This is a genomic window from Spongiibacter sp. IMCC21906 (genome assembly GCF_001010805.1).
Classification (GTDB): domain Bacteria; phylum Pseudomonadota; class Gammaproteobacteria; order Pseudomonadales; family Spongiibacteraceae; genus Spongiibacter.
Genome location: NZ_CP011477.1, coordinates 2,021,932 through 2,044,477 on the forward strand (window position 1 = coordinate 2,021,932; position 22,546 = coordinate 2,044,477).

A 22,546-nucleotide genomic window follows, 5' to 3' on the forward strand; every position below is an offset into this window, starting at 1 on the left:
GATCGAGGTTGTCGCTCCGCATGTTGATTCTCCCCGGTGCTCCTGCGCTTTCTGAATTCCGTATTGACAAGTTATTGGGTCGGCTGCGACAGCAAATTCCTGCTCTGGAGGGCATCAGTGCCCAATTTGTTCATTTGGCCGAAACCAAAGGGCCTTTGAGCGAGGCCGAAGCCGAGATTTTGGGAAAGTTGCTCGAGTATGGCCCCAACGCTGAAGCCCAAGCCTTTAATGGTGCCAGTTTCTTTGTCGTGCCTCGTCCCGGCACTATTTCGCCCTGGTCGAGCAAAGCGACAGATATCGCCCGCAATAGTGGTTTGGATAAAGTGCTGCGTTTGGAGCGGGGGGTGCTTTATCAGCTACAAACCACGGCAGCCTTAAGTGTTCAGCAGCGTCAGCAGGTGTTGAGTGAAATTCACGACCGCATGGTCGAGAGTGTATTGGATAGTCCTGAAGCGGCTGGGCAGTTGTTTAGCCACCACAGCCCCAAACCACTCACCGCAATAGATGTGTTGGGTGGCGGCCGGGAAGCATTAGCGCTGGCCAATACGGAGCTGGGTCTGGCGTTAGCGGATGACGAAATTGACTACCTCTGTGACAGCTTTGTGCAACTGGGGCGTAACCCCAATGATGTTGAGCTGATGATGTTTGCGCAAGCCAACTCGGAGCATTGTCGTCATAAGATCTTTAATGCCAGCTGGACCATCGATGGTGAAGATCAGCCATATTCTTTATTTGGCATGATTAAAAACACTTATGAATGTGGTGGAGAAGGGGTGCTAAGCGCTTATTCTGATAACGCTGCGGTTATGGCTGGTCCCCAGACTGATCGTTTTTATCCCCGCGCCGGTAGTGCTGAATATCAATACAGCGAAGAAAATATTCATATTTTGATGAAGGTGGAAACCCACAATCACCCCACTGCCATTGCGCCATTTTCGGGAGCGGGCACCGGCGCTGGCGGCGAAATTCGTGATGAGGGTGCGGTAGGGCGTGGTTCTAAGCCCAAAGCAGGCTTGTCAGGTTTCAGCGTGTCTAACTTGCGTATTCCGGATTTTATCCAAGCTTGGGAGCTGGATTACGGTAAGCCAGACCGTATTGTGTCGGCCTTGGAGATTATGTTGGAAGGGCCAATAGGCGGTGCGGCCTTTAATAATGAATTTGGCCGCCCCAATCTCTGTGGTTATTTCCGTAGCTACGAACAGAATATTGATGTCGGCGCAGGTGAAGAGCGCCGGGGTTATCACAAACCCATCATGATTGCCGGTGGCTACGGCAACATCAAAGGCGAACACGTCATTAAAGAGCCGTTCCCTGCCGGTCAAAAACTTGTGGTGTTGGGTGGTCCGGCCATGCTGATTGGTTTGGGCGGTGGCGCGGCGTCGTCAATGAGTTCTGGTGCCTCCAGCGCCGATTTAGATTTTGCCTCGGTACAACGTCAAAACCCCGAAATTGAGCGCCGTTGTCAGGAAGCAATTGATCGCTGTTGGGCGATGGGTGACGAAAACCCCATTGCGTTTATCCACGATGTCGGAGCGGGCGGTTTATCCAATGCCTTCCCGGAATTGGTCAAAGACGGCGGTTGCGGCGGTGAATTTGAGTTGCGGGAAGTGCCTAATGACGAGCCCGGTATGTCGCCATTGGAGATTTGGTGTAATGAATCCCAAGAGCGCTATGTCATGGCAATTGCGCCAGAAAATTTAGCGACCTTTGCTGCAATTTGTGAACGGGAGCGGGCGCCTTTTGCGGTGGTGGGGGAGTCTACCGAAGAAAAAACCTTAAAACTGGGTGACAGACATTTTCAAAACAATCCCGTCGATTTGCCCATGTCGGTGTTGTTTGGCAAGCCTCCAAAAATGCACAGAGAAGTGACGCGTTTAAATCAGGCCGTTCAGCCTTTAAACGTAGATATATCGGTTGAAGACGCATTGGATCGTTTGCTCTGTCTTCCGGCGATTGCGTCGAAAAACTTTTTGATCACTATTGGCGATCGTTCTATTACCGGTACGGTTCATCGAGATCAGATGGTTGGCCCGTGGCAGGTGCCGGTGGCCGATTGTGCGGTGACCACGTCTGGCTATCACGGTTACACCGGTGAAGCGATGTCGATGGGTGAGCGCACACCGCTGGCGTTATTAAATGCCGGTGCGTCGGCGCGGATGGCCGTGGCCGAGGCGATTACCAATATCGCGGCAACCCGGATTGCAGATATTTCCGATCCAGCGGCGGCGGCAGATTATGCTCAAGGCAAAACGCCCCGGGTTGGTAGCTTGGCGGATATTAAATTGTCGGCTAACTGGATGTGCGCAGCGGGCCACAATGACGAAGACGCACGGCTTTATGAAGCGGTTAAAGCGGTGGGGATGGAATTTTGTCCAGCGCTGGGTATTACCGTACCAGTGGGCAAAGACAGTATGTCGATGCGCACGGCGTGGGAGGACGATGGTGAAGACAAGTCCGTCACCGCGCCCATGTCACTGATTGTTTCGGCCTTTGCCCCTGTGAGCGATGTCCGTAAAACGGTAACGCCGCAAATTAAATTGGATGCTGGCGATAGCGTGTTATTACGCGTGGATGTGAACCCTGGTCAGCGCCGTTTGGGTGGTAGTTGTTTGGCGCAAGTCTGCGGTCAATTGGGTGATGTTGCCCCGGATATTGACGCACCAGAAAACCTGAAGCGTTTCTATAACGCTATTCAGTATTTGCTAGAAGACGAAAAAATACTGGCCTACCACGACTGCTCCGACGGCGGTTTGTTGGTCTGCGTATTGGAAATGGCTTTTGCTGGTCATTGTGGTTTAGACCTGAAAATGGCCGATAGTCCCTCGGCTCTTGCAGAGCTCTTTGCCGAAGAAGCTGGAGCGGTAATTCAAATTCGTCAGCGCGATTTGGACACGGTAAAAGCCGTCTTTACGCAACAGGGTTTAGCCGCCGAAGCTGTGACCAATATCGGCAGCCCTGTTGCGGGCGCCGGAATAAAACTTGAATTCGCCGGTGAGCCGGTATTTAGTGGCGATCGCTTGACCCTGCACCGGCGTTGGAGTGAGCTCAGTTATCGCATGCAGTCGCTGCGAGATAACCCCGAATGTGCTCAGCAAGAATTTGATAGCTTGCGCGAAGACGATCCGGGTTTGAGTGTGGCGCTGAGTTTTGATGCCCGTGATGATGTGGCCGCACCGTATATTGCCACCGGCGCTAAACCCGCGATGGCAATTTTGCGGGAGCAGGGCGTAAACGGCCAAACAGAAATGGCTGCCGCGTTTGATCGTGCAGGCTTTCGGGTAGTCGACGTACATATGAGCGATATTTTGGATGGCCGGGTGAGCTTGGCTGACTTTAATGGTCTGGCAGCCTGTGGCGGTTTTTCCTACGGGGATGTACTCGGTGCAGGTGAAGGCTGGGCTAAAACGATCCTTTTTAATAGCCGGGCGCGGGATGATTTTAGTGCTTTCTTTAACCGGGCAGACAGTTTTGCCTTGGGGGTTTGCAACGGTTGCCAGATGATGTCGACCCTAAAGCCCTTGATTCCCGGTACGGAACATTGGCCGCGGTTTGTCCGCAATCGCTCCGAACAGTTTGAAGCGCGAGTCGCGTTGGTTGAAATACCCGAATCACCCTCCATATTACTGGCGGGGATGGCGGGTTCACGCTTGCCAGTGGCGGTGGCACACGGTGAAGGCCGGGCTGAGTTTGCCAGCTCGGCGCAATTGGCAGCATTGCAACAAGCGAATCAATTTGCCTTGCGCTATGTTGATAATCACGGTCTTGCTACCGAGCAGTATCCGGCTAACCCCAATGGATCGCCAATGGGGCTGGCGGGCGTAAGCAGCGCCGATGGCCGCTTTACAATTATGATGCCGCATCCAGAACGGGTGTTTCGCAATGTTCAGAACTCATGGACGCCAGAGCTGCAAACTGAAGACAGTGGCTGGATGCGCTTATTCCGCAATGCGCGTAAAGCATTGGCATAAAATGCGACGGTTCGATACGCATAGCGTTGATAAGAAAAATGTGGTCAATACGCTTTTTAAGCCGAGATTTGATTGCCACGTTTTGATAAACAAGTTTTGATAAATAGGGAACCGTCCTCGGGGCGGCTTTTATGGGGTAACAATGCTAAATAAATATCCGCTTTGGAAAAACCTGCTATTGGTGGCAGTGTTGGGCATCGGTTTGCTCTACGCCATGCCCAATCTTTACCCACCCGACCCGGCGGTGCAGGTTTCTGGCCAAAGCAGTGGCATGCAGATTGACCAGACAACAATGGAGCGCGTTTCGCGGGCATTGGATGCGGCAGGCATTGAACACTTTGGTGAACTGGCTAATGAGAATGGTAAAAGCGGGCTGATCCGCTTGTATGACGGTTCTATGCAGTTACGCTCCCAACGTATTATTCAGCGCGCCTTGGGCGATGGCTATATTGTTGCCCTCAACTTGGCTTCGACTACCCCTGATTGGCTGAGCAACCTCGGTGCTCAAGCAATGAAACTGGGCCTGGACTTGAGTGGTGGTGTGCACTTTCTCTTGGAAGTCGACACCGATACAGCCATTACCAATCGTCTTGAGCAGTACACGACCGGTATCAAAAAGGCCTTGCGTGAAGAACGAATTCGCGGCTTTGTGACCTTGGAAGACAATGGCAGCATCAGTGGCGTGTTTCGCAGCGAGGAATTAAGAGATAAGGCGCTGCAAACCATCCGTAAGGAATATACCGACCTCACGACCCAGCGCAGTGAGAGCGGCGATGGTGAAAATTTCACCCTCCTGGCTACCTTGGGTGAAGGTAAGCGTAAAGAAATTGAAGATTATGCAGTCGGTCAAAACTTAACTACCCTGCGAAACCGTGTAAACGAGCTGGGCGTGTCTGAGCCGTTGGTTCAGCGTCAGGGCAGCAATCGTATTGTGGTTGAGTTACCGGGTATTCAAGATACCGCTGAAGCCAAACGGATTTTGGGCAAAACAGCCAATCTTGAGTTTCGACTTGAAGCCAAATACGACGCGCCAGTTTCTGACCGAGAGCAGTTTGAATACCGTAACCCCGGCGCAGGCGAGCCGACGGCTTGGTTAGAGCGAGATGTCGTCATTACCGGTGAGCGGGTGGCAAATGCCCAAGCCAGTTTTGATGAAAATGGCATGCCTCAGGTAAGCATCACCCTGGATAGCGAGGGCGGTACCTTGATGCATCGGGTGACCCGCCACAATATCAATCGTCGTTTGGGTGTGCTGTTTATCGAACGTAAAAGCCGCACTCGCTATGAAAAAGACGAGAGCGGCGAAGAGCAGGTTATTAAAACTCCTTATGATGAAAAGAAGATTATTAGCCTGGCGACGATTAAAGACGCTCTGGGTGTTCAGTTTCGGATTACGGGTTTAGATGCGCCGGGTGAATCCACTGAATTAGCCCTGTTACTGCGGGCGGGTGCCTTGGCCGCGCCCATCGACTTTGTAGAAGAGCGCACAGTCGGGCCTTCTTTGGGTGCCGAAAATATCACCTTGGGTATCAAGTCGGTGCAAATCGGCTTGGCGTTGGTGGCACTGTTTATGGTGGTGTATTACCGGGTGTTTGGGGTCGTTGCTGTCGCGGCGCTGGCCTTTAATATTGTGTTGCTGGTGGCCTGTATGTCGATACTGGGGGCGACCCTGACCTTGCCGGGGATTGCCGGTATTGTATTGACAGTGGGTATGGCCGTTGACGCCAACGTGTTAATTTTTTCGCGAATACGGGAGGAGATACGCAATGGCCTGTCGGCCCAGCATGCAATCGACTCGGGGTATGGTCGTGCCTACGTCACCATTATGGATGCCAACATCACCACTCTGCTGGTTGCGGTGATTTTGTATGCGGTTGGCACCGGTCCGGTACGAGGTTTTGCGGTTACGTTATCCATCGGTATTGTAACGTCGATGTTTACAGCCATTATGGGCACCCGGTCGATCATTAATTTGATCTACGGCGGTCGCCGTGTTCGGAAATTGGCGATTTAACGGGGGTTGATGGATGTCTACTAAAGCGAAAATATTAGATTTTATGAAGTTGCGAGGTATTGCCTCGATACTGTCTATTGCATTGGTGCTGGGTTCTGTTGGGATTCTGGCGTTTAAAGGCCTTAACTTTGGCTTGGATTTTACCGGCGGTACCCTCATCGAGGTGCTCTATGAGGACTCGGTTGAGCTACAAAATGTGCGCAGCAGCTTGTCTGAAGCGGGTTATGAAAATGCCATTGTCGTGAACTTTGGCTCTGACACCGATGTGTTGGTTCGTCTTCCCCAGGGTATGAGTCCAACACTGGGGCAAGAAGTTTTGGCTACCCTGCGGGAAGATGCCAACAGTGAAGTGGAGCTGAAACGAATCGAGTTTGTTGGCCCGCAAGTGGGCGAGCAGCTTCGGGAGCAGGGTGGTTTGGCGGTGCTGTTGGCATTGATCGTGGTGCTGATTTATATCGCCATGCGATTCCAGATTAAGTTTGCGGTGGGTGCTGTTGCGGCATTGATGCACGACGTCATTATTACCTTGGGTGCCTTTGCCTTGGTCGGCTGGGATTTTGACTTAACCGTGTTGGCGGCTATTTTGGCGGTGATTGGTTACTCCTTGAACGACACGATTGTTGTGGCAGACCGGATTCGCGAAAATCTTCGCAAACTTCGTAAGCAAAACCCGTATGACGTGGTGAACATCTCCCTGACTGAAACACTAGACCGGACGCTGGCAACCTCTGGAACCACGTTAATGGTGTTGTTTGCGCTGGCCTTTTTTGGTGGCGAAATGATCCACAGTTTTGCACTGGCATTGATTATTGGTATTGGTGTGGGGACCTACTCGTCAATCTATATCGTGGCCAACCTATTGTTGAGCATGAATATCAGTCAGGATGACTTGATTGTAATTCAGAAAGAAGGCGCTGAAGTTGACGATTTGCCTTAACTGTTAGCTAGGACCAAAATTCAGACAATAAAAAAGGGCCAGTTGGCCCTTTTTTATTGTCTGAATAATGACTGATGGGAATAACTTACTAGATGTTTTCCAGGTGGGGGCGAACCGCCTGCAGAATACTTTTTAAGCACTTGGGGTTGCCGGCAACGATGTTGCCGCTTTCAAAGTAATTGCCGCCGCCTTTAAAGTCGCTGATCAGACCACCGGCTTCACGCACTAGCAAAATGCCTGCGGCGATATCCCATTTGTTTAGGCCAATTTCCCAGAAGCCGTCTAGGCGACCTGCGGCAACATAGGCTAAATCCAGTGATGCGGCACCCGCTCGGCGAATACCGGCCGTTTCACCAGCAATGGCTTCGAGGCTGCGCATGTAGGCGGGGATATGTTGCTCGCAACGGGCTTTAAAAGGGATGCCGGTGCCAATCAATGCGCCTTCCAGGGTGGTGGCTGCCATGGCAACTCGTACGCGGCGGCCGTTCAGTTGGGCGCCACGGCCACGGCTGGCAGTAAATTCTTCTCGGCGGATGGGGTCCAAAATCACCGCATGCTCGATTTGGCCGTTGTGAATACAGGCGATGGAAATGGCGAAATGGGGAATGCCCCGCACAAAGTTAGTGGTGCCATCGATAGGATCAATTATCCACTTATAGTCACTGTCTGGGTTGCCTGACTCGCCGGACTCTTCGCCCAGAAAGGCGTGATCGGGGTAGGCTTTTTGGAGGTGATAGATAATTTCTTTTTCGGCTTTGCGGTCGATTTCAGTCACAAAATTGTTCTGACCTTTCTCTTCGACCTGGATTCTGTCCAGTTGCTCGGAGGCGCGCGCTATTAGATCGCCGGCTTTACGGGCGGCGCGCAGAGCGATGTTTAGCATGGGTTGCATATAACTAAGACCTTGAATGTTCAAGCAATTGGGCGCGCATTATAACAGAGAGTCTGCGTTCTATAAGTCCTAATTTCATTGTTTCGTAGGGGGCTTCCTGCTAGACTGGCGTCCCATCTTTGGGGCAAAGAAGCACCGCTTTTTCCGGCCCTGTACCTTTCTGATTCTATGTAAAAGGCTCTACATGGCGCGATTTATTTTCGTCACTGGCGGTGTTGTATCGTCACTTGGCAAAGGCATTGCTTCAGCTTCTCTGGGCGCGATCCTTGAAGCCCGTGGTCTCAACATCACCATGCTTAAACTGGACCCATATATTAATGTGGACCCCGGTACGATGAGCCCCTTCCAACATGGCGAGGTTTTTGTCACCGAAGACGGTGCCGAAACTGACCTTGATCTTGGCCATTATGAGCGTTTTATTCGCGCCAAAATGGCTAAGCGCAATAATTTCACCACAGGTCGCGTTTACGAAACGGTGCTGCGAAAAGAGCGCCGGGGCGACTATCTTGGTGGAACGGTGCAAGTCATCCCCCATATCACAGATGAGATAAAACGGCGGGTTATTGCCGGGGCAGGGGATGCGGATATCGCCATCGTTGAGATTGGCGGTACCGTTGGTGATATTGAAGGGCTGCCGTTTTTTGAAGCAGCCCGGCAATTAAAGGTGGAGCTGGGCGCTAAGCGGGCGATGCTAATGCACCTGACGCTGGTGCCTTACATTGCCACTGCGGGTGAGACTAAAACCAAGCCTACCCAGCATTCGGTGAAAGAGCTGCGCTCCATTGGCCTGCAGCCCGATATCCTACTGTGCCGCTCAGATCATGAAGTGGACCAAAGCAGCCGTCATAAAATCGCCTTGTTTACTAACGTTGAATCTCGCGCGGTTATTCCGTTGCGGGACGTTGATTCGATCTATCGCATTCCGTCACTGCTGGCTGCAGAAGGTTTGGATGAGTTAGTGGTAGAACGTTTTGGTCTTGAGTGTCCGGCGGCCGATCTGTCGGAATGGGATGAGGTCATTGAAGGTGACTTGCATCAAGATCATACCGTTACCATTGCCATGGTCGGTAAATACATGGAGTTGTTGGACGCTTACAAGTCCCTCAACGAGGCCCTTAAACACGCGGGTATCCATAGCCGCACCAAAGTTGATATTCGCTATATCGACTCCGAAACGATTGAAACCGATGGCATTGAAGTGCTCTCGGGTGTGCACGGTATTCTTGTTCCCGGTGGCTTTGGCAATCGGGGTGTAGAAGGCAAAATCGCTGCCGTTAAATATGCCCGTGAAAACAAAGTGCCTTATCTTGGCATTTGCTTGGGTATGCAAGTTGCGGTTATTGAGTTTGCCCGCAACGTATTGGGCTTGGAACACGCTAATAGCACTGAGTTTGATGAGAAGTGTGCTGATCCGGTTGTCGGCCTGATTACGGAATGGGTCACGGAAGATGGCAGTGTAGAGCTGCGCAATGCCGCGTCAGATTTAGGCGGCACCATGCGCTTGGGTTCACAGCTTTGCCATCTTGTGCCGGGCTCTAAGGCGGCGGATATTTATGGCGGTGAAACGGTCAATGAACGTCATCGCCATCGTTATGAGGTGAATAACCACTACATAGACCGCCTCCAAGAGGCCGGTTTGAGTATTGGCGGCTGGTCGGCAGAAAATACCTTGGTCGAAGTGGTTGAGCAAAATGACCACCCTTGGTTTGTGGCCTGTCAATTTCACCCGGAGTTTACCTCTACTCCCCGTGATGGCCATCCGTTGTTCTCTGGGTTTGTGAAAGCTGCGATTGAACACGGTAAGTCTTAAATTCATTGATTAGACGCTGTGTTTCGTCAAGCCAACAGGTATGAGTTAAATGCAAGATAAAGTGATTTCTGTAGACGGTATTGAGGTAGCCAACAACCGTCCCTTTGTTCTTTTTGGCGGCATGAACGTTTTAGAGTCCCATTCGCTGGCGCTGGAAGTGGCAGAACACTATGTCAGCGTGTGCAGCAAGCTGGGCATTCCCTACGTATTCAAGGCGTCTTTCGACAAGGCCAATCGCTCGTCTATTCATTCCTTCCGGGGCCCCGGCATGGAAGCGGGTTTGAAGATCTTTCAAGATATTAAAGATCGCTTCAAGGTGCCGGTGATCACTGATGTTCACGAAATCTGGCAAGCGGCGCCTGTCGCTGAAGTTTGTGATGTGATTCAGTTGCCCGCATTTTTGGCCCGGCAAACCGATTTGGTCGAGGCCATGGCAGCGACCAATGCGGTGATCAATATTAAAAAGCCCCAGTTTCTCAGCCCTCCGCAAATGAAAAACATCGTTGATAAATTTGCCGAATGTGGCAACGATAAAATCATGTTGTGTGAGCGGGGTAGCAATTTTGGCTACGACAACTTAGTAGTCGATATGCTGGGCTTTAAAGTCATGAAAGACGTCAGCGGTGGCGCACCGATTATTTTTGATGTGACGCATTCTTTGCAATGCCGGGACCCGATGGGTGCTGCCTCAGGTGGTCGCCGCAATCAGGTTGCGGAGCTTGGCCGTGCCGGTATGGCATTGGGTATCGGGGGGCTTTTTTTGGAGGCGCATCCCGATCCTGATAAGGCCAAATGCGATGGCCCAAGCGCATTGCCGCTGGCCGCGTTAGAAGCTTTTTTGGGGCATATGAAAGCCGTAGATGATGTGGTCAAAGCGTTGCCTCAGCTCGATATTCAATAATTTAACTTTTTACATGGAGATTTGTAACAATGGCTGAAATCGTCGATATCAAAGCCTTTGAAGTGTTGGATTCCCGAGGCAATCCTACTATAGAAGCCGATGTGGTACTGGCGTCTGGTGCGGTGGGCAGTGCCTGTGCACCTTCTGGGGCGTCTACGGGTTCGCGCGAGGCATTGGAATTACGCGATGGCGATAAAGGCCGTTATTTAGGCAAAGGCGTGCAAAAAGCGGTGGCGAACGTCAATACCACTATTCGCGACTTGCTGATGGGGATGGACGCCGAAGATCAACGCGCTATTGATGGCGCGATGATTGCAGCGGATGGTACCGAGAACAAAGGTGAGTTGGGTGCTAACGCGATTTTGGCAGTGTCGTTGGCAGTAGCTAAAGCCGTTGCCATTGAGAAGAAGATTCCGCTGTATCAGCGCATTGCGCAAATTAATGGTACAGAAGGCCAGTACACCATGCCGGTGCCTATGATGAATATCATCAATGGTGGCGAGCACGCTGATAATAATGTCGATATTCAAGAGTTTATGATTCAGCCGGTCGGCGCTGAAACCTTTACCGAGGCCTTGCGTCAGGGCGCTGAAATTTTTCATGCGCTGAAGAAGGTCTTGGTGGGTCGTGGATTGAACACCGCTGTGGGCGATGAAGGTGGTTTTGCGCCTAACCTGCCGTCGAATGAAGCCGCGTTGGAAGTGATTGCAGAAGCGGTTGCCAATGCGGGCTATAAACTAGGTGAAGATGTGACCTTGGCGCTGGACTGCGCATCCTCTGAGTTTTATAAAGAGGGTAAATACGATCTGGCCGGTGAAGGTAAAGTATTTGATGCAGAAGGCTTTGCTGCGTATTTAGATGAGTTAAGCCAAAAGTACCCTATTATCTCAATTGAAGACGGTATGGATGAAAGCGATTGGGAAGGTTGGGCTGCATTGACTCGACGCTGTGGCGACCGCGTGCAATTGGTGGGTGACGATTTATTTGTGACCAACACCAAAATTTTAAAGCGCGGCATCGACGAGAAAATTGCTAACTCCATTTTGATTAAGTTTAATCAAATTGGCACATTGACAGAAACCCTTGATGCCATTCAAATGGCAAAAGAGGCTGGCTATACCGCTGTTATCTCCCATCGTAGTGGTGAGACTGAAGACACGACAATTGCGGATTTGGCCGTGGCGACCTCTGCGGGCCAGATCAAAACCGGCTCACTGTGTCGCTCAGACCGGGTAGCCAAATATAACCGTTTGCTGCGTATTGAAGCCGAGCTGGGCGCTGCCTACCGAGGCCGCGAAGAGTTTCGTGCGTAGCTTGTTGTTTGGGCGCCTTTGGCGCCCTTAATTTAGCTGGCCTTTACTATTTTGGCGGCATCAAGAACGTTTAACCAATTAGAGCTCGTCATGACCCGTCGCAGACTGCTAGTTTTGCTACTGCTGATTTTAATCGTGCTGCAATTTCGGTTGTGGACGGGTAGTGGTAGCTGGGAGCAAATCGCGACACTAAAGCGCGATATAAAAGCCCAGCGAGTGATTAATGACGATCTGCAGCAGCGCAATCAGCGTCTTTATAGTGAAGTTGATAGCTTGAAACAAAACTTGGATAGCATTGAAGAGCGGGCCCGGAATGATATGGGTCTGGTCAAAAAAGATGAAGACTTCTATCTGATCATCGAGAATAAATAGGCCTTTGATCATGCCCGAAAAAGAAAAGCTTTGGGCAATTGTGCCAGCCGCAGGCGCAGGCCAGCGGCTTCCAGGTGTTGTCCCCAAACAGTATCTCCATCTTCAAGGTAAAGCCATTATCGAACACAGTTTGGGCTGCTTGCTTAATGAGTTGCGCATAGAGTGGATCGTGGTAGCGCTTAACCGAAATGACCAAGGCTTTAGCGCTCTTGAAATAGCGAACCACCCCAGAGTAAAAACCACGCTGGGCGGTGCTGAGCGAGCTGAGTCAGTGCTTAATGGTTTGCAGGCCCTTGCTGAACATGCGGCGGCAGATGATTGGGTATTGGTCCACGATGCGGCGCGTCCTTGTTTACCTCAATCCGACTTAAGCAAATTACTGGAGTCGGGCTGTGCCCATGATGTGGGGGCCATTCTTGCTGCGCCAGTAGTGGACACCATCAAGCGCGGGCTGGCAGCCACCCAGGAAATATCCGAAACCGTTGATAGGCAGCAATTGTGGCGAGCATTAACGCCACAGTTGTTTCGTTATGGTCTACTTAAATCTGCGCTGGAACATTGTCAGAATAAGCATTTAATGGTGACGGATGAAGCCTCTGCGGTGGAGCATTTGGGAAAACAACCGCTATTGGTACCGGGACAGGCCTGCAATATCAAAGTGACTTATCCTGAGGATGTGGCCTTGGCAGAATTTTATTTACAGGACGCGGTTGTTTTGGATGAACGCAAAGAAAAAGGGGACCGGCAATGACGTTGCGCATTGGTCATGGTTACGACGTTCATCGTTTTGGTGGTGATAAGCCCCTGATGCTGTGCGGCGTGGAAATTCCTCACCATAAAGGCTTAATTGCGCATTCAGATGGTGATGTGGCCCTTCATGCCTTGTGCGATGCAATGCTCGGGGCTTTGGCTTTGGGCGACATTGGCAAACATTTTCCCGATACTGATCCCCGTTATGCAGGTGCTGATAGTGGTGAATTACTGCAGCATTGCCGCCAATTGATTTTAGAGCAGGGCTTTGTGTTGGCTAATGCCGACCTGACCATTGCTGCCCAAAAACCAAAATTGTCGCCTTTTATTAAGGAAATGCGAGAACGCATTGCCACTTTATTGGATGTTGCTTTGACTCAGATCAGCGTGAAAGCGACCACGACAGAAAAGCTGGGTTTTGTGGGTAGAGAAGAGGGCATCGCTGTTGATGCGGTGGTGTTGATGCAAGCTTATGATTCCTGATTGGCCCCGAGCATTGGGCGGCCCTGCGGGCCAGGCGCAGCTTAAATTTAACAACGATGATTTTATTGTTGAGGAATTGTTTGAGTTTGAACCCAGCGATGACGGCGAGTTTGATTGGCTTTGGATAGAGAAATCTGGAGACAGCACTGACTATGTTGCTCGGGCCATTGCCCGGGAGGCAGGCGTCACCACCAAGGCGGTAACTTACTCGGGCCTTAAAGATCGGCACGCACTGACCCGGCAATGGTTTTGTGTACACAGAGCGGGTAAACCGGCACTGGAGTGGCAGGACAAAATAAGTGGTAATTGGCGAGTGCTTAAAGCCTGCCGTCATCGTCAAAAGCTGCGAAGAGGAAGTCATCGGGGCAATCATTTTACGCTGTCGCTCAGGGATTTTGTGGGTGACAAAACATTGCTTGAAGTCCGGGCTGATGCGGTGGCACAGGGATTTCCAAATTACTTTGGTGAACAGCGCTTTGGGCGTGATGGCGGCAATATTACTGCCTGCCGAGATTGGTTCGGGTCGGCTAAGCAACTTGGGCGATTTGAAAAAAGCATGTATTTGTCGTCTGCACGGGCCTGGCTGTTTAATCAGTTATTGGCTGCGCGTGTGGATGCGGATAGTTGGTGCTCTGCTTTAGATGGCGAGCTTTTTGCTTTGCGGGATAGTGGCAGCATTTTTAGTGAGCCCTTAAACGCTGATATATTCTCTAGACTTGAGCTTGGCGATATTCATCCTACCGGGCCGTTGTTTGGTGGGGCGGGTAAAACTTGTGTAATGGCTGATGTTGCTAAATTAGAAGCGCAGATATTTGGACGTGAGCCCGAATTGTGTGACGGCTTGTTGCGGTCGGGTTTAAAAATGGAGCGGCGTTCACTTCGAGTTTTAGCTAAAAATATGCACTGGCATTGGGCAGATGAGCAAACGTTTTGCCTAAGCTTTTCTTTGCCCAGGGGCTGCTTCGCTACGGCGCTTGTGCGAGAATTGATCGAATACTAAAACGAGGCTCCAGGATTTAAGATAGTTATTTTTGAACTGCCAGAGGGCAAAATAACTGCTTACAACAGTCTCAAGACAATAATGGGTGGCAACGCTGAATCTACAAGGTATTGGGATGACATCCCAGCGCACAAGAGACCGCCTCATCGAAAGAGTGCGTGAGAAAGGCATTACGGATGAGTCCGTGCTTAAGATAATGCGCGCGACGCCTCGTCATATTTTTTTAGACGAAGCGCTTTCACATCGCGCCTATGAGGACAGCTCCTTACCGATTGGTTTTCAGCAGACGCTTTCTCAGCCTTATATTGTTGCGCGGATGACCGAGCTACTGCTGGCTGCGGGCCCAAGGGAACGCGTGCTGGAGGTGGGTACCGGTTCAGGATATCAAACGGCGATTCTTGCCCAGTTGGTCGAGCGGGTGTTTAGTGTGGAGCGTATTCGACCGTTGCAGGAACAAGCCCGACAGCGTTTACGACATTTGCGTCTGTACAATGTGCATTTGCGTCATGCCGATGGTGGCATGGGTTGGCCTCAGCGCGGCCCGTTTGACGGTATTCTCTCTGCTGCCGCCCCGGAGGTGGTTCCCCAAGAGTTGCTTGATCAACTGGCTATTGGTGGAAGGTTGGTGATTCCTGTGGGCAAGAAGGGCGTACAACAACATTTATGTGTCTATGACAAAACGGAAGACGGCATAAACGAGCAGAAAATTGAGCCGGTGTTGTTTGTTCCTTTGGTCAGTGGCGTGGTTGCGTAACGTATCAATTTTAAAAAATTGCTCCCAGCAGCATAAAAGGAATGTGCATTTGTGAATGGATTTAAACCAGCTATCTTTTTGCGCGGGATGGCAATGGGCGCGGCGGATATTGTGCCTGGCGTCTCTGGTGGCACAATTGCATTTATTACCGGTATTTACGACCAGCTTATTGAGAGCCTGAAATCTTTCAATATCGATGCTCTTAAAATATTATTCAGCCAAGGGGTTCCCGCTTGCTGGCGGCATATCAATGGCAGTTTTTTGTTTAGTCTAATACTGGGCATTATTTTTAGCGCACTTTCTTTAGCCCGAGCCATTTCCTACGCATTAGAGCATTATCCCGTGCCGTTGGCGGGTTTCTTTTTTGGCCTGGTCTTAGCGTCTGCAGTGCTTATCTATCGCGAAATTCCCACCCGAAGCTATGCCACGTTATTGATGCTATTGCTGGGCGCAATTGCTGCATTGGCCGTGGGAGAAATGCGGCCTGCCAGTATTGATGTCTCACCGGTGAGTTTATTTTTGTCTGGCGCACTGGCGATCTGTGCCATGATTTTGCCCGGCATATCGGGCAGTTTTATTTTGCTGTTAATTGGCATGTACGGTCCGGTTATTGATGCCATAAAGGCGCTGGATTTTGGCGCGATTGGGGTGTTTGGTTTGGGCTGTATTACGGGCTTAATGCTTTTTGTGCGGCTGCTATCGTGGCTGCTTGAACATTATCATGCTGCGCTACTGGCCTTTCTCTCAGGTTTGCTGGTCGGATCCCTTAGAATTATTTGGCCTTGGAAATTTGATGCTGAAGCCACGCCTGCTTCGCTGGGAAGTGGCGTGGATTTGACGAATGTATGGCCTTGGCAGTTTGCTGAGCTTGCTAATGCCCATATACCTCTGTCTGCTATTCTGGCAGTCTTTGGTATTATTCTGGTAATCGGCATCGAGCGGATTGCCGCACTCAGCGAGGTAAGGTCTTAGCTTAATTCAATAACTTAATTCAATAGTAGCTCCGCTGAGAGATTTCAGTGTTATGCAGAGGTTTTTTAGACCGACCATGAACAGAGCGACACCGATACACACACTGCTAAACCAATACTGGCCGATAGGTTGTCGGCTAAGGTTGATGTGCCAGTGTTGAACGCGCACTGGATTCCCTTCGCTATTATTATCGCCTTAATTAGTGGGGGCTGCGTGAGTAGTGGTGGCTCTGCGCCTATTGAAGATCGCTACTCGCCGTCTGAGCGTGCACCTAAAGAGTATATTGTCAGCCGAGGCGATACGCTGTTCTCAATAGCCTGGCGGTATGGCTTTGATGTAAAGCGACTTGCTGCGGCCAATAAGATCCCCCCTCCGTTCACGATTTATCCCGGCCAAGCGATTCACCTGAAAGAAAGCAATACTGTGCAGGTCAAACGGCCTACTTCAGTAGCAACCGCTGCCAAGTCTCCTGAAGTTAAAGCGCCAAGCCGCGATGTTGCCAAACCTGTTAAAAAACCTACGCCTAAAGTGTCGTCGAATAAAAATGAATCTTGGCGCTGGCCGGTAAATGGCCGTGTAGTTCGCGCTTTTGTTGCTACCGGACAGGCGCATAAAGGTATTGATATCGGCGGTAAAATAGGCGAGCCTGTACATGCAAGCCGCAGTGGTGTCGTGGTGTATTCGGGCAGCGGTTTAGTGGGTTACGGCAATTTGCTCATCCTTAAACACTCGGAGCAAGAATTGAGTGCTTACGGTCATAATAAACGGGTTTTAGTAAAGGAGGGACAGAAGGTAAAAGCGGGTTCTGTTATCGCCGAATTGGGAGACAGTGGTACGGACTCAGCAAAGCTACATTTTGAAGTACGGATTAATGGAAAACCGGTTGATCCTTTGCGCCTGCTTCCAAAACAAAATTAAGGCAGCAGACTAAAGTATCACCCCAGTCAGTCAATAAAATTCTCAACAATAAGGATTTGACGATGCGGGTATTGGAATCGGAGCTTGATCAAGACGCCTTGGTCGACACCATTCATACAGAAGACTTTAAGCTTGAAAAACGCCGTCTGACGAATAAGCCGGATCAGCGTTTGCATGCCAAACGAACGCGCAGCGAGCTTGATGCAACTCAACTCTATCTCGCCGAGATAGGGTATTCCCCTCTACTTAGTGCTGATGAAGAAAAGCACTTCTCTCGGCTGGCCCGCAGTGGCGATGACGCTGGTCGAAAACGTATGATTGAAAGCAATCTGCGGTTGGTTGTAAAAATTTCCCGACGTTATCTTAACCGTGGTTTGACCTTGCTGGATTTAGTGGAAGAGGGCAATCTCGGTTTGATTCGGGCGGTTGAAAAGTTTGATCCCGAACGGGGATTCCGGTTTTCAACTTATGCCACCTGGTGGATTCGTCAGAACATTGAACGGGCAATTATGAACCAGTCCCGCACAATTCGCTTACCTATCCATGTTGTCAAAGAGTTAAACGGCTACCTCCGTGTCGAGCGCGAGTTAAGCCAACAACTCGACCATATGCCATCTCCAGAAGAAATGGCAGTGGCGATGGACAGACCAGTGGCTGATGCCAAGCGCTTGTGCGGTTTAAAAGAGCGGGTGGGGTCAATTGATGTGCCTGCCGGTCAAGGTAACGACCAGTCGCTACTGGACACCTTAGCGGATCAGCATGCGGCAAACCCCAGCGATATTTTGCAAAGTGAAGATCTTACAAAGTGCATCGATACCTGGCTGGATGCCCTTAGCAGTAAACAGCGAGAAGTTGTGCTGCGCCGTTTTGGGCTCCGGGGCTATGAGAATGCGACCTTAGAAGAGGTGGGCCGAGAAATTGGCTTGACCCGTGAACGTGTCAGGCAGATTCAGGTAGAGGCGTTAAAGACTTTGCGGCAGATGTTCGAAAATAATGGGCTTAGCGCGGCGTCGTTGTTTTCGGATTGCGAAGACTAGAAACCAAAAAGACCTGCTCAAGGCAGGTCTTCTCAATAGCATACAGAATGCGTTCTAGGTTTTAACGCTCCAGATACTGCAGCTTGTTGGGCTTACCTGCCCACTCTTCGGCGTCGGCAGGCGGGTCTTTCATTTCAGCAATGTTGGGCCATACTTCTGATAGTTCAGCATTAAGCTCCAGAAACACTTGCTGATCTTCTGGCAGTTCATCTTCTGAAAAAATGGCTTCTACCGGACACTCTGGTTCGCACAATGCACAGTCAATACACTCATCTGGGTGGATGACCAAAAAGTTAGGACCCTCATAGAAGCAATCTACTGGGCAGACTTCTACACAGTCTGTATGTTTGCATTTAATGCAATCTTCACCCACTACAAATGTCATTTTGGCTCGGCCCCTCTTAAATCGGATGTGGTCTAGTTCCACGAGCCGCGTATTGTAACACTGGCTAAATTTATCGGTATAGACTTTGTCTTAACAATAATTTAGCTGTGGCTTATCGCTTTTTTAGATGAACAGCTGTGATTACAGTAAGGACTTAAGTTCATAGAGCAAATCTTGAGCTTGACGAGGCGTGAGCTCATCGGGGTCCACGTCGCTTAATCGCACAAGGGCTTTTGATGGCTCCGCCGGTGCGGCGAATAAATCGGCCTGAAACTGCTGGGCATCGGCGGCACTGATGTGCTCAGTGCTGGCGTGTTTTTCCAGCTCTTCTAGCTTTCGCCGCGCCGCCGACACGACTTTGCTGGGAATGCCTGCCAGCTTGGCGACTTGTAAGCCGTAGCTACGGTTTGCTGGGCCTTCTTCGACCTTGTGAAGAAAGACAATGTGGTCTTGGAACTCGGTGACACCTAAGTGAACATTGGTCGCCAAAGGATAGGTCTCGGGCAAGGCCGTTAATTCAAAATAGTGGGTGGCAAACAAGGTAAAGGCTTTAATGCGCTCGGCCAGATCAATGCCGCTTGCCCAAGCTAATGACAAGCCATCGAAGGTGCTGGTGCCTCGACCCACTTCATCCATGAGTACCAGGCTTTTGTCGGTGGCGTTATTTAAAATATTGGCGGTTTCGGTCATCTCGACCATAAAGGTTGAACGGCCACCGGCTAAATCGTCGGATGAGCCGATACGGGTAAAAATCTGATCAACAATACTCATTTCAGCCGATTTTGCCGGAACATAGCTGCCAATATGAGCCAGCAAAACAATCAGCGCGGTTTGACGCATATAGGTCGATTTACCGCCCATGTTGGGGCCGGTAATAATTAAAGTGCGGCGGTTTTCGTCCAGATGCAGGTCGTTGGCAATAAAGGGTTCATCCAGTACCTGCTCAACCACCGGGTGACGACCTTGCTCGATATTCAGGCAGGGTGAATCGGATAAAACCGGGCAGCAGAAATCCAATGCCAGCGCACGCTCGGTTAAATTACAAATGACATCCAGCTCGCACAAGGCGTTGGAGGAATCTTGCAAGGGCAGCAACTGCGCGTTGAGGGTTTCTAGCAGCTGCTCGTAGAGCATTTTTTCTCGAGCCAGCGCGCGGCTTTTGCTGCTTAGGGCTTTGTCTTCAAATTCTTTTAGTTCCGGGGTAATAAAACGCTCGGCATTTTTAAGGGTTTGCCGACGGATATATTCAGCAGGGGCCTGTTCTGCCTGGATACGGCTGATTTCAATGTAATAGCCGTGAACCCGGTTGTAGCCGACTTTTAGACTACTGAGGCCCGTACGCTGTCGTTCTTCCTGCTCCATTTTTAGCAGAAAGTCCCCGGCATCGCTGCTGAGGCTGCGCAGTTCATCCAGCTCTTGGTCATACCCCGTAGCGATGACGCCACCATCGCGAATCACCATGGGCGGATTTTCCATAATGGCGCGATCGAGTAATTCTGCCAGTTCAGGAAATTCGCTGATGCTTTCAGACAGGCTTTTTAGCAGCTCGGACTCGGCTTGGCGCAAGTGGGATTGTAGGTGGGGCAGGCTTGCCAAGGCTTTTGCCAGTCGTGACAAATCCCGTGGCCGGGCAGAACGCAAAGCGACTCGTGCCAATATGCGCTCTAAATCACCAATATCTTTGAGCTGGGGTTGCAGTGATTCATACAGAAACTCTGCCTGCAGTTCGGCAATCAGCTGCTGGCGCTGTTCCAGTTGAGCTTTGCTGCGCAGCGGCCGGTGCAGCCAGCGCTTAAGCAAGCGACTCCCCATTGCTGTTTGGCAATGATCAATCACTGACGCCAGGGTGTTTTCGACCCCACCGCTGAGATTAATATCAAGTTCTAGATTGCGTCGGGTGGCCGCATCCATCGCAACGGCTTCATCTCTGGCTTCATGCTGAAGACGCTGGATATGGGGAATGCTGGTTCGCTGAGTGTCTTTGACATACTGTAACAGGCACCCTGCAGCGGCGATGGCGGCGGTTAAGCCTGAGCAGCCAAAGCCGTTAAGGTCTTGTACCTTAAAATGCTGACAGAGACTGCGTTGGGCGGCATCCAAATCAAAATCCCAGGGGGGAAGTCGGCGCAGGCCGGGGCGATTATTCAGCGCGCTACATTCAAACTCATCGGCGATAAGTAGCTCTGCTGGTTGCAGACGCTGAATTTCTGCCAGCAAGGCCGTTTCATCCGTCACTTCAAAAATTTGAAAGCGACCGCCGCTCATATCGAGAGAAGCGATGCCCAAGCGTCCTTGGGTGGCCGCAATGGCAACCAGTAGGGTGTCCTGACGTGCTTCCAGCAGTGCTTCATCGCTGAGGGTGCCGGGGGTAACAATGCGGGCGACTTTACGTTCTACTGGTCCTTTGCTGGTGGCGGGATCGCCAAATTGCTCACAAATGGCAATAGACAAACCTTGTCTTACCAAGCGGCCGAGGTAATTTTCGGCCGAATGGTAAGGGATTCCGCACATGGGAATGGGGTTGCCACCAGCTTTACCACGGGCAGTCAGGGTAATATCCAGCAACTGGGCAGCGCGCTTGGCGTCGTCAAAAAACAGCTCGTAAAAGTCGCCCATTCGGTAAAATAACAGCTCATTGGGATGCTGTGCTTTGATGCCAAGGTATTGTTGCATCATCGGCGTATGTTGGTTCAGCTCGATGCTTGCATTCATCCGGTTATTCCGTCCAAAGTGAGTAATATAAAGGCTGGAAGTTTACGGAAAGCGTTGCGCTTGTGCTACCGGATAACGATATGTAAAAAGAGCATTGACATTACGGCCAATAATACTGAGTATATATACAGTTGTTTTGCCCGGCGGGATTTTGATCATTCCGCGTTTATCACCCATCGCTAGCAAATAGGCAAGGTAGGAAATCATGGACCCCAATAAACAGAAAGCACTGGAATCCGCTCTCGGCCAAATCGAACGTCAGTTTGGTAAAGGCTCGATTATGAAAATGGGTGACAGCTCCAGAGAGGTTATGCCCTCAATCTCCACGGGTTCTTTGGGGCTGGATGTGGCGTTGGGTATTGGTGGTCTTCCCTGTGGCAGGATTGTCGAAATCTATGGACCTGAATCATCAGGCAAAACCACACTTTGCTTGCAAGTGATGGCCGAAGCGCAAAAAGTCGGTAAAACCGTCGCCATCGTTGATGCCGAGCATGCACTGGACCCTCAGTACGCAGAAAAACTGGGTGTGAACTTAGAGGACTTGCTGGTTTCCCAGCCCGACACTGGCGAGCAGGCACTGGAAATTACCGATATGTTGGTGCGTTCCGGTTCAGTCGACGTCATCGTCATCGACTCGGTAGCGGCACTGGTGCCAAAAGCTGAAATTGAAGGGGACATGGGCGACGCTCACGTCGGTTTGCAAGCTCGTCTTATGTCACAAGCCTTGCGCAAGCTGACTGGTAGCATCAAGCAAACCAATACACTGGTTATTTTCATTAACCAGATTCGGATGAAAATTGGTGTGATGTTCGGCAACCCAGAAACCACCTCGGGCGGTAACGCACTGAAGTTTTATGCCTCAGTCCGCTTGGACATTCGCCGCATCGGTTCTGTCAAAGAAGGCGACGAAGTCACCGGCAACGAAACCCGCGTCAAAGTAGTGAAAAACAAAGTCTCGCCGCCATTCAAACAAGCAGAATTTCAAATACTCTATGGCCGAGGTATTTACCGTCTGGGCGAAGTTATCGACCTGGGGGTGAAGCTGGGTTTAGTAGATAAGTCAGGTGCATGGTATGCCTATCAAGGCAATAAAATTGGCCAAGGCAAGGCCAACGCGGCTAAGTTCTTAGCAGAGAACCCAGAAATTGCAAAAGAAGTGGAAGGTTCCATCCGCGAGCAGTTATTGCCTAAACCTACGCCTAAGAAAGTAGAAGAGGCTGAAGCAAGCGAATAGAGCATCGTGTGATAACAGCTAAAGCCAGTAGTCTTTTTGAGCTACTGGTTTTAGTGTTAGTTTTTATTGCTGTGTATGCCAATCGTTATCTACC

The 22,546-nt window shown here is 50.7% G+C and carries 18 protein-coding genes; 15 read left to right on the forward strand and 3 right to left on the reverse strand.

Features of this window, described 5'->3' with window-relative positions; genetic code table 11:
• Positions 1-20: 20 nt before the first annotated feature.
• The 3 genes from purL to secF all read left to right on the forward strand — a co-directional run bounded on the left by purL (position 21) and on the right by secF (position 6,919).
• Positions 21-3,968, forward strand: coding sequence for a phosphoribosylformylglycinamidine synthase (gene purL, locus IMCC21906_RS09315; RefSeq protein ID WP_047011938.1), 3,948 nt, complete (start codon positions 21-23; stop codon positions 3,966-3,968).
• Positions 3,969-4,110: 142 nt separating this feature from the next.
• On the forward strand, positions 4,111-5,982 hold the full coding sequence (gene secD, locus IMCC21906_RS09320; RefSeq protein ID WP_047011939.1) for a protein translocase subunit SecD: 1,872 nt from the start codon (positions 4,111-4,113) through the stop codon (positions 5,980-5,982).
• A 13-nt stretch (positions 5,983-5,995) separates the two neighbouring features.
• The gene (gene secF / locus IMCC21906_RS09325) at positions 5,996-6,919 is read left to right on the forward strand and encodes a protein translocase subunit SecF (RefSeq protein WP_047011940.1); all 924 of its coding nucleotides are present in this window, start codon (positions 5,996-5,998) and stop codon (positions 6,917-6,919) included.
• Between the two features lie 88 nt (positions 6,920-7,007).
• Here the strand turns inward: secF and suhB are convergent, their stop codons facing one another.
• Positions 7,008-7,811 carry an inositol-1-monophosphatase gene (suhB, locus tag IMCC21906_RS09330; protein ID WP_047011941.1) on the reverse strand — a complete coding sequence of 268 codons (804 nt, stop codon included), beginning with the start codon at positions 7,809-7,811 and terminating at the stop codon, positions 7,008-7,010.
• A 184-nt stretch (positions 7,812-7,995) separates the two neighbouring features.
• Between suhB and IMCC21906_RS09335 the strand changes: the two genes are divergently transcribed.
• From IMCC21906_RS09335 to rpoS, 11 genes are all read left to right on the forward strand, one after another.
• Entirely contained in the window at positions 7,996-9,621 is a 1,626-nt protein-coding gene (locus IMCC21906_RS09335; RefSeq protein WP_047011942.1) for a CTP synthase, read from the forward strand.
• Positions 9,622-9,670: 49 nt separating this feature from the next.
• Complete coding sequence (gene kdsA / locus IMCC21906_RS09340) at positions 9,671-10,522, forward strand: 3-deoxy-8-phosphooctulonate synthase (protein WP_047011943.1); 852 nt, start codon at positions 9,671-9,673, stop codon at positions 10,520-10,522.
• A gap of 29 nt (positions 10,523-10,551) precedes the next feature.
• A complete protein-coding gene (gene eno / locus IMCC21906_RS09345) occupies positions 10,552-11,835 on the forward strand; it encodes a phosphopyruvate hydratase (protein WP_047011944.1) in 1,284 nt (427 codons plus the stop codon).
• A 90-nt stretch (positions 11,836-11,925) separates the two neighbouring features.
• The gene (locus IMCC21906_RS09350) at positions 11,926-12,207 is read left to right on the forward strand and encodes a septum formation initiator family protein (RefSeq protein ID WP_047011945.1); all 282 of its coding nucleotides are present in this window, start codon (positions 11,926-11,928) and stop codon (positions 12,205-12,207) included.
• Positions 12,208-12,217: 10 nt separating this feature from the next.
• On the forward strand, positions 12,218-12,958 hold the full coding sequence (gene ispD / locus IMCC21906_RS09355; protein WP_047011946.1) for a 2-C-methyl-D-erythritol 4-phosphate cytidylyltransferase: 741 nt from the start codon (positions 12,218-12,220) through the stop codon (positions 12,956-12,958).
• Positions 12,955-13,440 carry a 2-C-methyl-D-erythritol 2,4-cyclodiphosphate synthase gene (ispF, locus tag IMCC21906_RS09360; protein WP_047011947.1) on the forward strand — a complete coding sequence of 162 codons (486 nt, stop codon included), beginning with the start codon at positions 12,955-12,957 and terminating at the stop codon, positions 13,438-13,440. The genes ispD and ispF overlap by 4 nt, the downstream gene beginning before the upstream one ends.
• On the forward strand, positions 13,430-14,440 hold the full coding sequence (gene truD, locus IMCC21906_RS09365) for a tRNA pseudouridine(13) synthase TruD (RefSeq protein ID WP_047011948.1): 1,011 nt from the start codon (positions 13,430-13,432) through the stop codon (positions 14,438-14,440). Before ispF ends, truD begins: the two co-directional genes overlap by 11 nt.
• Before the next feature lie 115 nt (positions 14,441-14,555).
• Positions 14,556-15,194 carry a protein-L-isoaspartate(D-aspartate) O-methyltransferase gene (locus IMCC21906_RS09370; protein WP_047011949.1) on the forward strand — a complete coding sequence of 213 codons (639 nt, stop codon included), beginning with the start codon at positions 14,556-14,558 and terminating at the stop codon, positions 15,192-15,194.
• 51 nt (positions 15,195-15,245) lie between these two features.
• Positions 15,246-16,166 carry a DUF368 domain-containing protein gene (locus IMCC21906_RS09375; RefSeq protein ID WP_082117430.1) on the forward strand — a complete coding sequence of 307 codons (921 nt, stop codon included), beginning with the start codon at positions 15,246-15,248 and terminating at the stop codon, positions 16,164-16,166.
• A 153-nt stretch (positions 16,167-16,319) separates the two neighbouring features.
• Entirely contained in the window at positions 16,320-17,084 is a 765-nt protein-coding gene (locus tag IMCC21906_RS09380; RefSeq protein WP_231580245.1) for a peptidoglycan DD-metalloendopeptidase family protein, read from the forward strand.
• A 62-nt stretch (positions 17,085-17,146) separates the two neighbouring features.
• Entirely contained in the window at positions 17,147-18,121 is a 975-nt protein-coding gene (gene rpoS, locus IMCC21906_RS09385) for an RNA polymerase sigma factor RpoS (RefSeq protein WP_047011950.1), read from the forward strand.
• Positions 18,122-18,182: 61 nt separating this feature from the next.
• On the opposite strand, the gene fdxA is transcribed toward rpoS, so the two are convergent.
• Together fdxA and mutS are read right to left on the reverse strand one after the other, a co-directional pair.
• Entirely contained in the window at positions 18,183-18,506 is a 324-nt protein-coding gene (gene fdxA, locus IMCC21906_RS09390; protein ID WP_047011951.1) for a ferredoxin FdxA, read from the reverse strand.
• Positions 18,507-18,647: 141 nt separating this feature from the next.
• Positions 18,648-21,218, reverse strand: coding sequence for a DNA mismatch repair protein MutS (gene mutS / locus IMCC21906_RS09395; RefSeq protein ID WP_047011952.1), 2,571 nt, complete (start codon positions 21,216-21,218; stop codon positions 18,648-18,650).
• Positions 21,219-21,423: 205 nt separating this feature from the next.
• On the opposite strand from mutS, the gene recA reads away from it, so the two are divergent.
• Positions 21,424-22,452: a recombinase RecA gene (gene recA / locus IMCC21906_RS09400; RefSeq protein ID WP_047011953.1), complete on the forward strand. Its 1,029-nt coding sequence runs from the start codon at positions 21,424-21,426 to the stop codon at positions 22,450-22,452.
• Positions 22,453-22,546 lie beyond the last annotated feature (94 nt).

Bases quoted from the DNA above. Each gene is read 5' to 3' on its own strand.
- purL (WP_047011938.1), top strand. From the start codon at position 21: ATGTTGATTCTCCCCGGTGCTCCTGCGCTTTCTGAATTCCGTATTGAC.
- secD (WP_047011939.1), top strand. From the start codon at position 4,111: ATGCTAAATAAATATCCGCTTTGGAAAAACCTGCTATTGGTGGCAGTG.
- secF (WP_047011940.1), top strand. From the start codon at position 5,996: ATGTCTACTAAAGCGAAAATATTAGATTTTATGAAGTTGCGAGGTATT.
- suhB (WP_047011941.1), bottom strand. From the start codon at position 7,811: ATGCAACCCATGCTAAACATCGCTCTGCGCGCCGCCCGTAAAGCCGGC.
- IMCC21906_RS09335 (WP_047011942.1), top strand. From the start codon at position 7,996: ATGGCGCGATTTATTTTCGTCACTGGCGGTGTTGTATCGTCACTTGGC.
- kdsA (WP_047011943.1), top strand. From the start codon at position 9,671: ATGCAAGATAAAGTGATTTCTGTAGACGGTATTGAGGTAGCCAACAAC.
- eno (WP_047011944.1), top strand. From the start codon at position 10,552: ATGGCTGAAATCGTCGATATCAAAGCCTTTGAAGTGTTGGATTCCCGA.
- IMCC21906_RS09350 (WP_047011945.1), top strand. From the start codon at position 11,926: ATGACCCGTCGCAGACTGCTAGTTTTGCTACTGCTGATTTTAATCGTG.
- ispD (WP_047011946.1), top strand. From the start codon at position 12,218: ATGCCCGAAAAAGAAAAGCTTTGGGCAATTGTGCCAGCCGCAGGCGCA.
- ispF (WP_047011947.1), top strand. From the start codon at position 12,955: ATGACGTTGCGCATTGGTCATGGTTACGACGTTCATCGTTTTGGTGGT.
- truD (WP_047011948.1), top strand. From the start codon at position 13,430: ATGATTCCTGATTGGCCCCGAGCATTGGGCGGCCCTGCGGGCCAGGCG.
- IMCC21906_RS09370 (WP_047011949.1), top strand. From the start codon at position 14,556: ATGACATCCCAGCGCACAAGAGACCGCCTCATCGAAAGAGTGCGTGAG.
- rpoS (WP_047011950.1), top strand. From the start codon at position 17,147: ATGCGGGTATTGGAATCGGAGCTTGATCAAGACGCCTTGGTCGACACC.
- fdxA (WP_047011951.1), bottom strand. From the start codon at position 18,506: ATGACATTTGTAGTGGGTGAAGATTGCATTAAATGCAAACATACAGAC.
- mutS (WP_047011952.1), bottom strand. From the start codon at position 21,218: ATGAATGCAAGCATCGAGCTGAACCAACATACGCCGATGATGCAACAA.
- recA (WP_047011953.1), top strand. From the start codon at position 21,424: ATGGACCCCAATAAACAGAAAGCACTGGAATCCGCTCTCGGCCAAATC.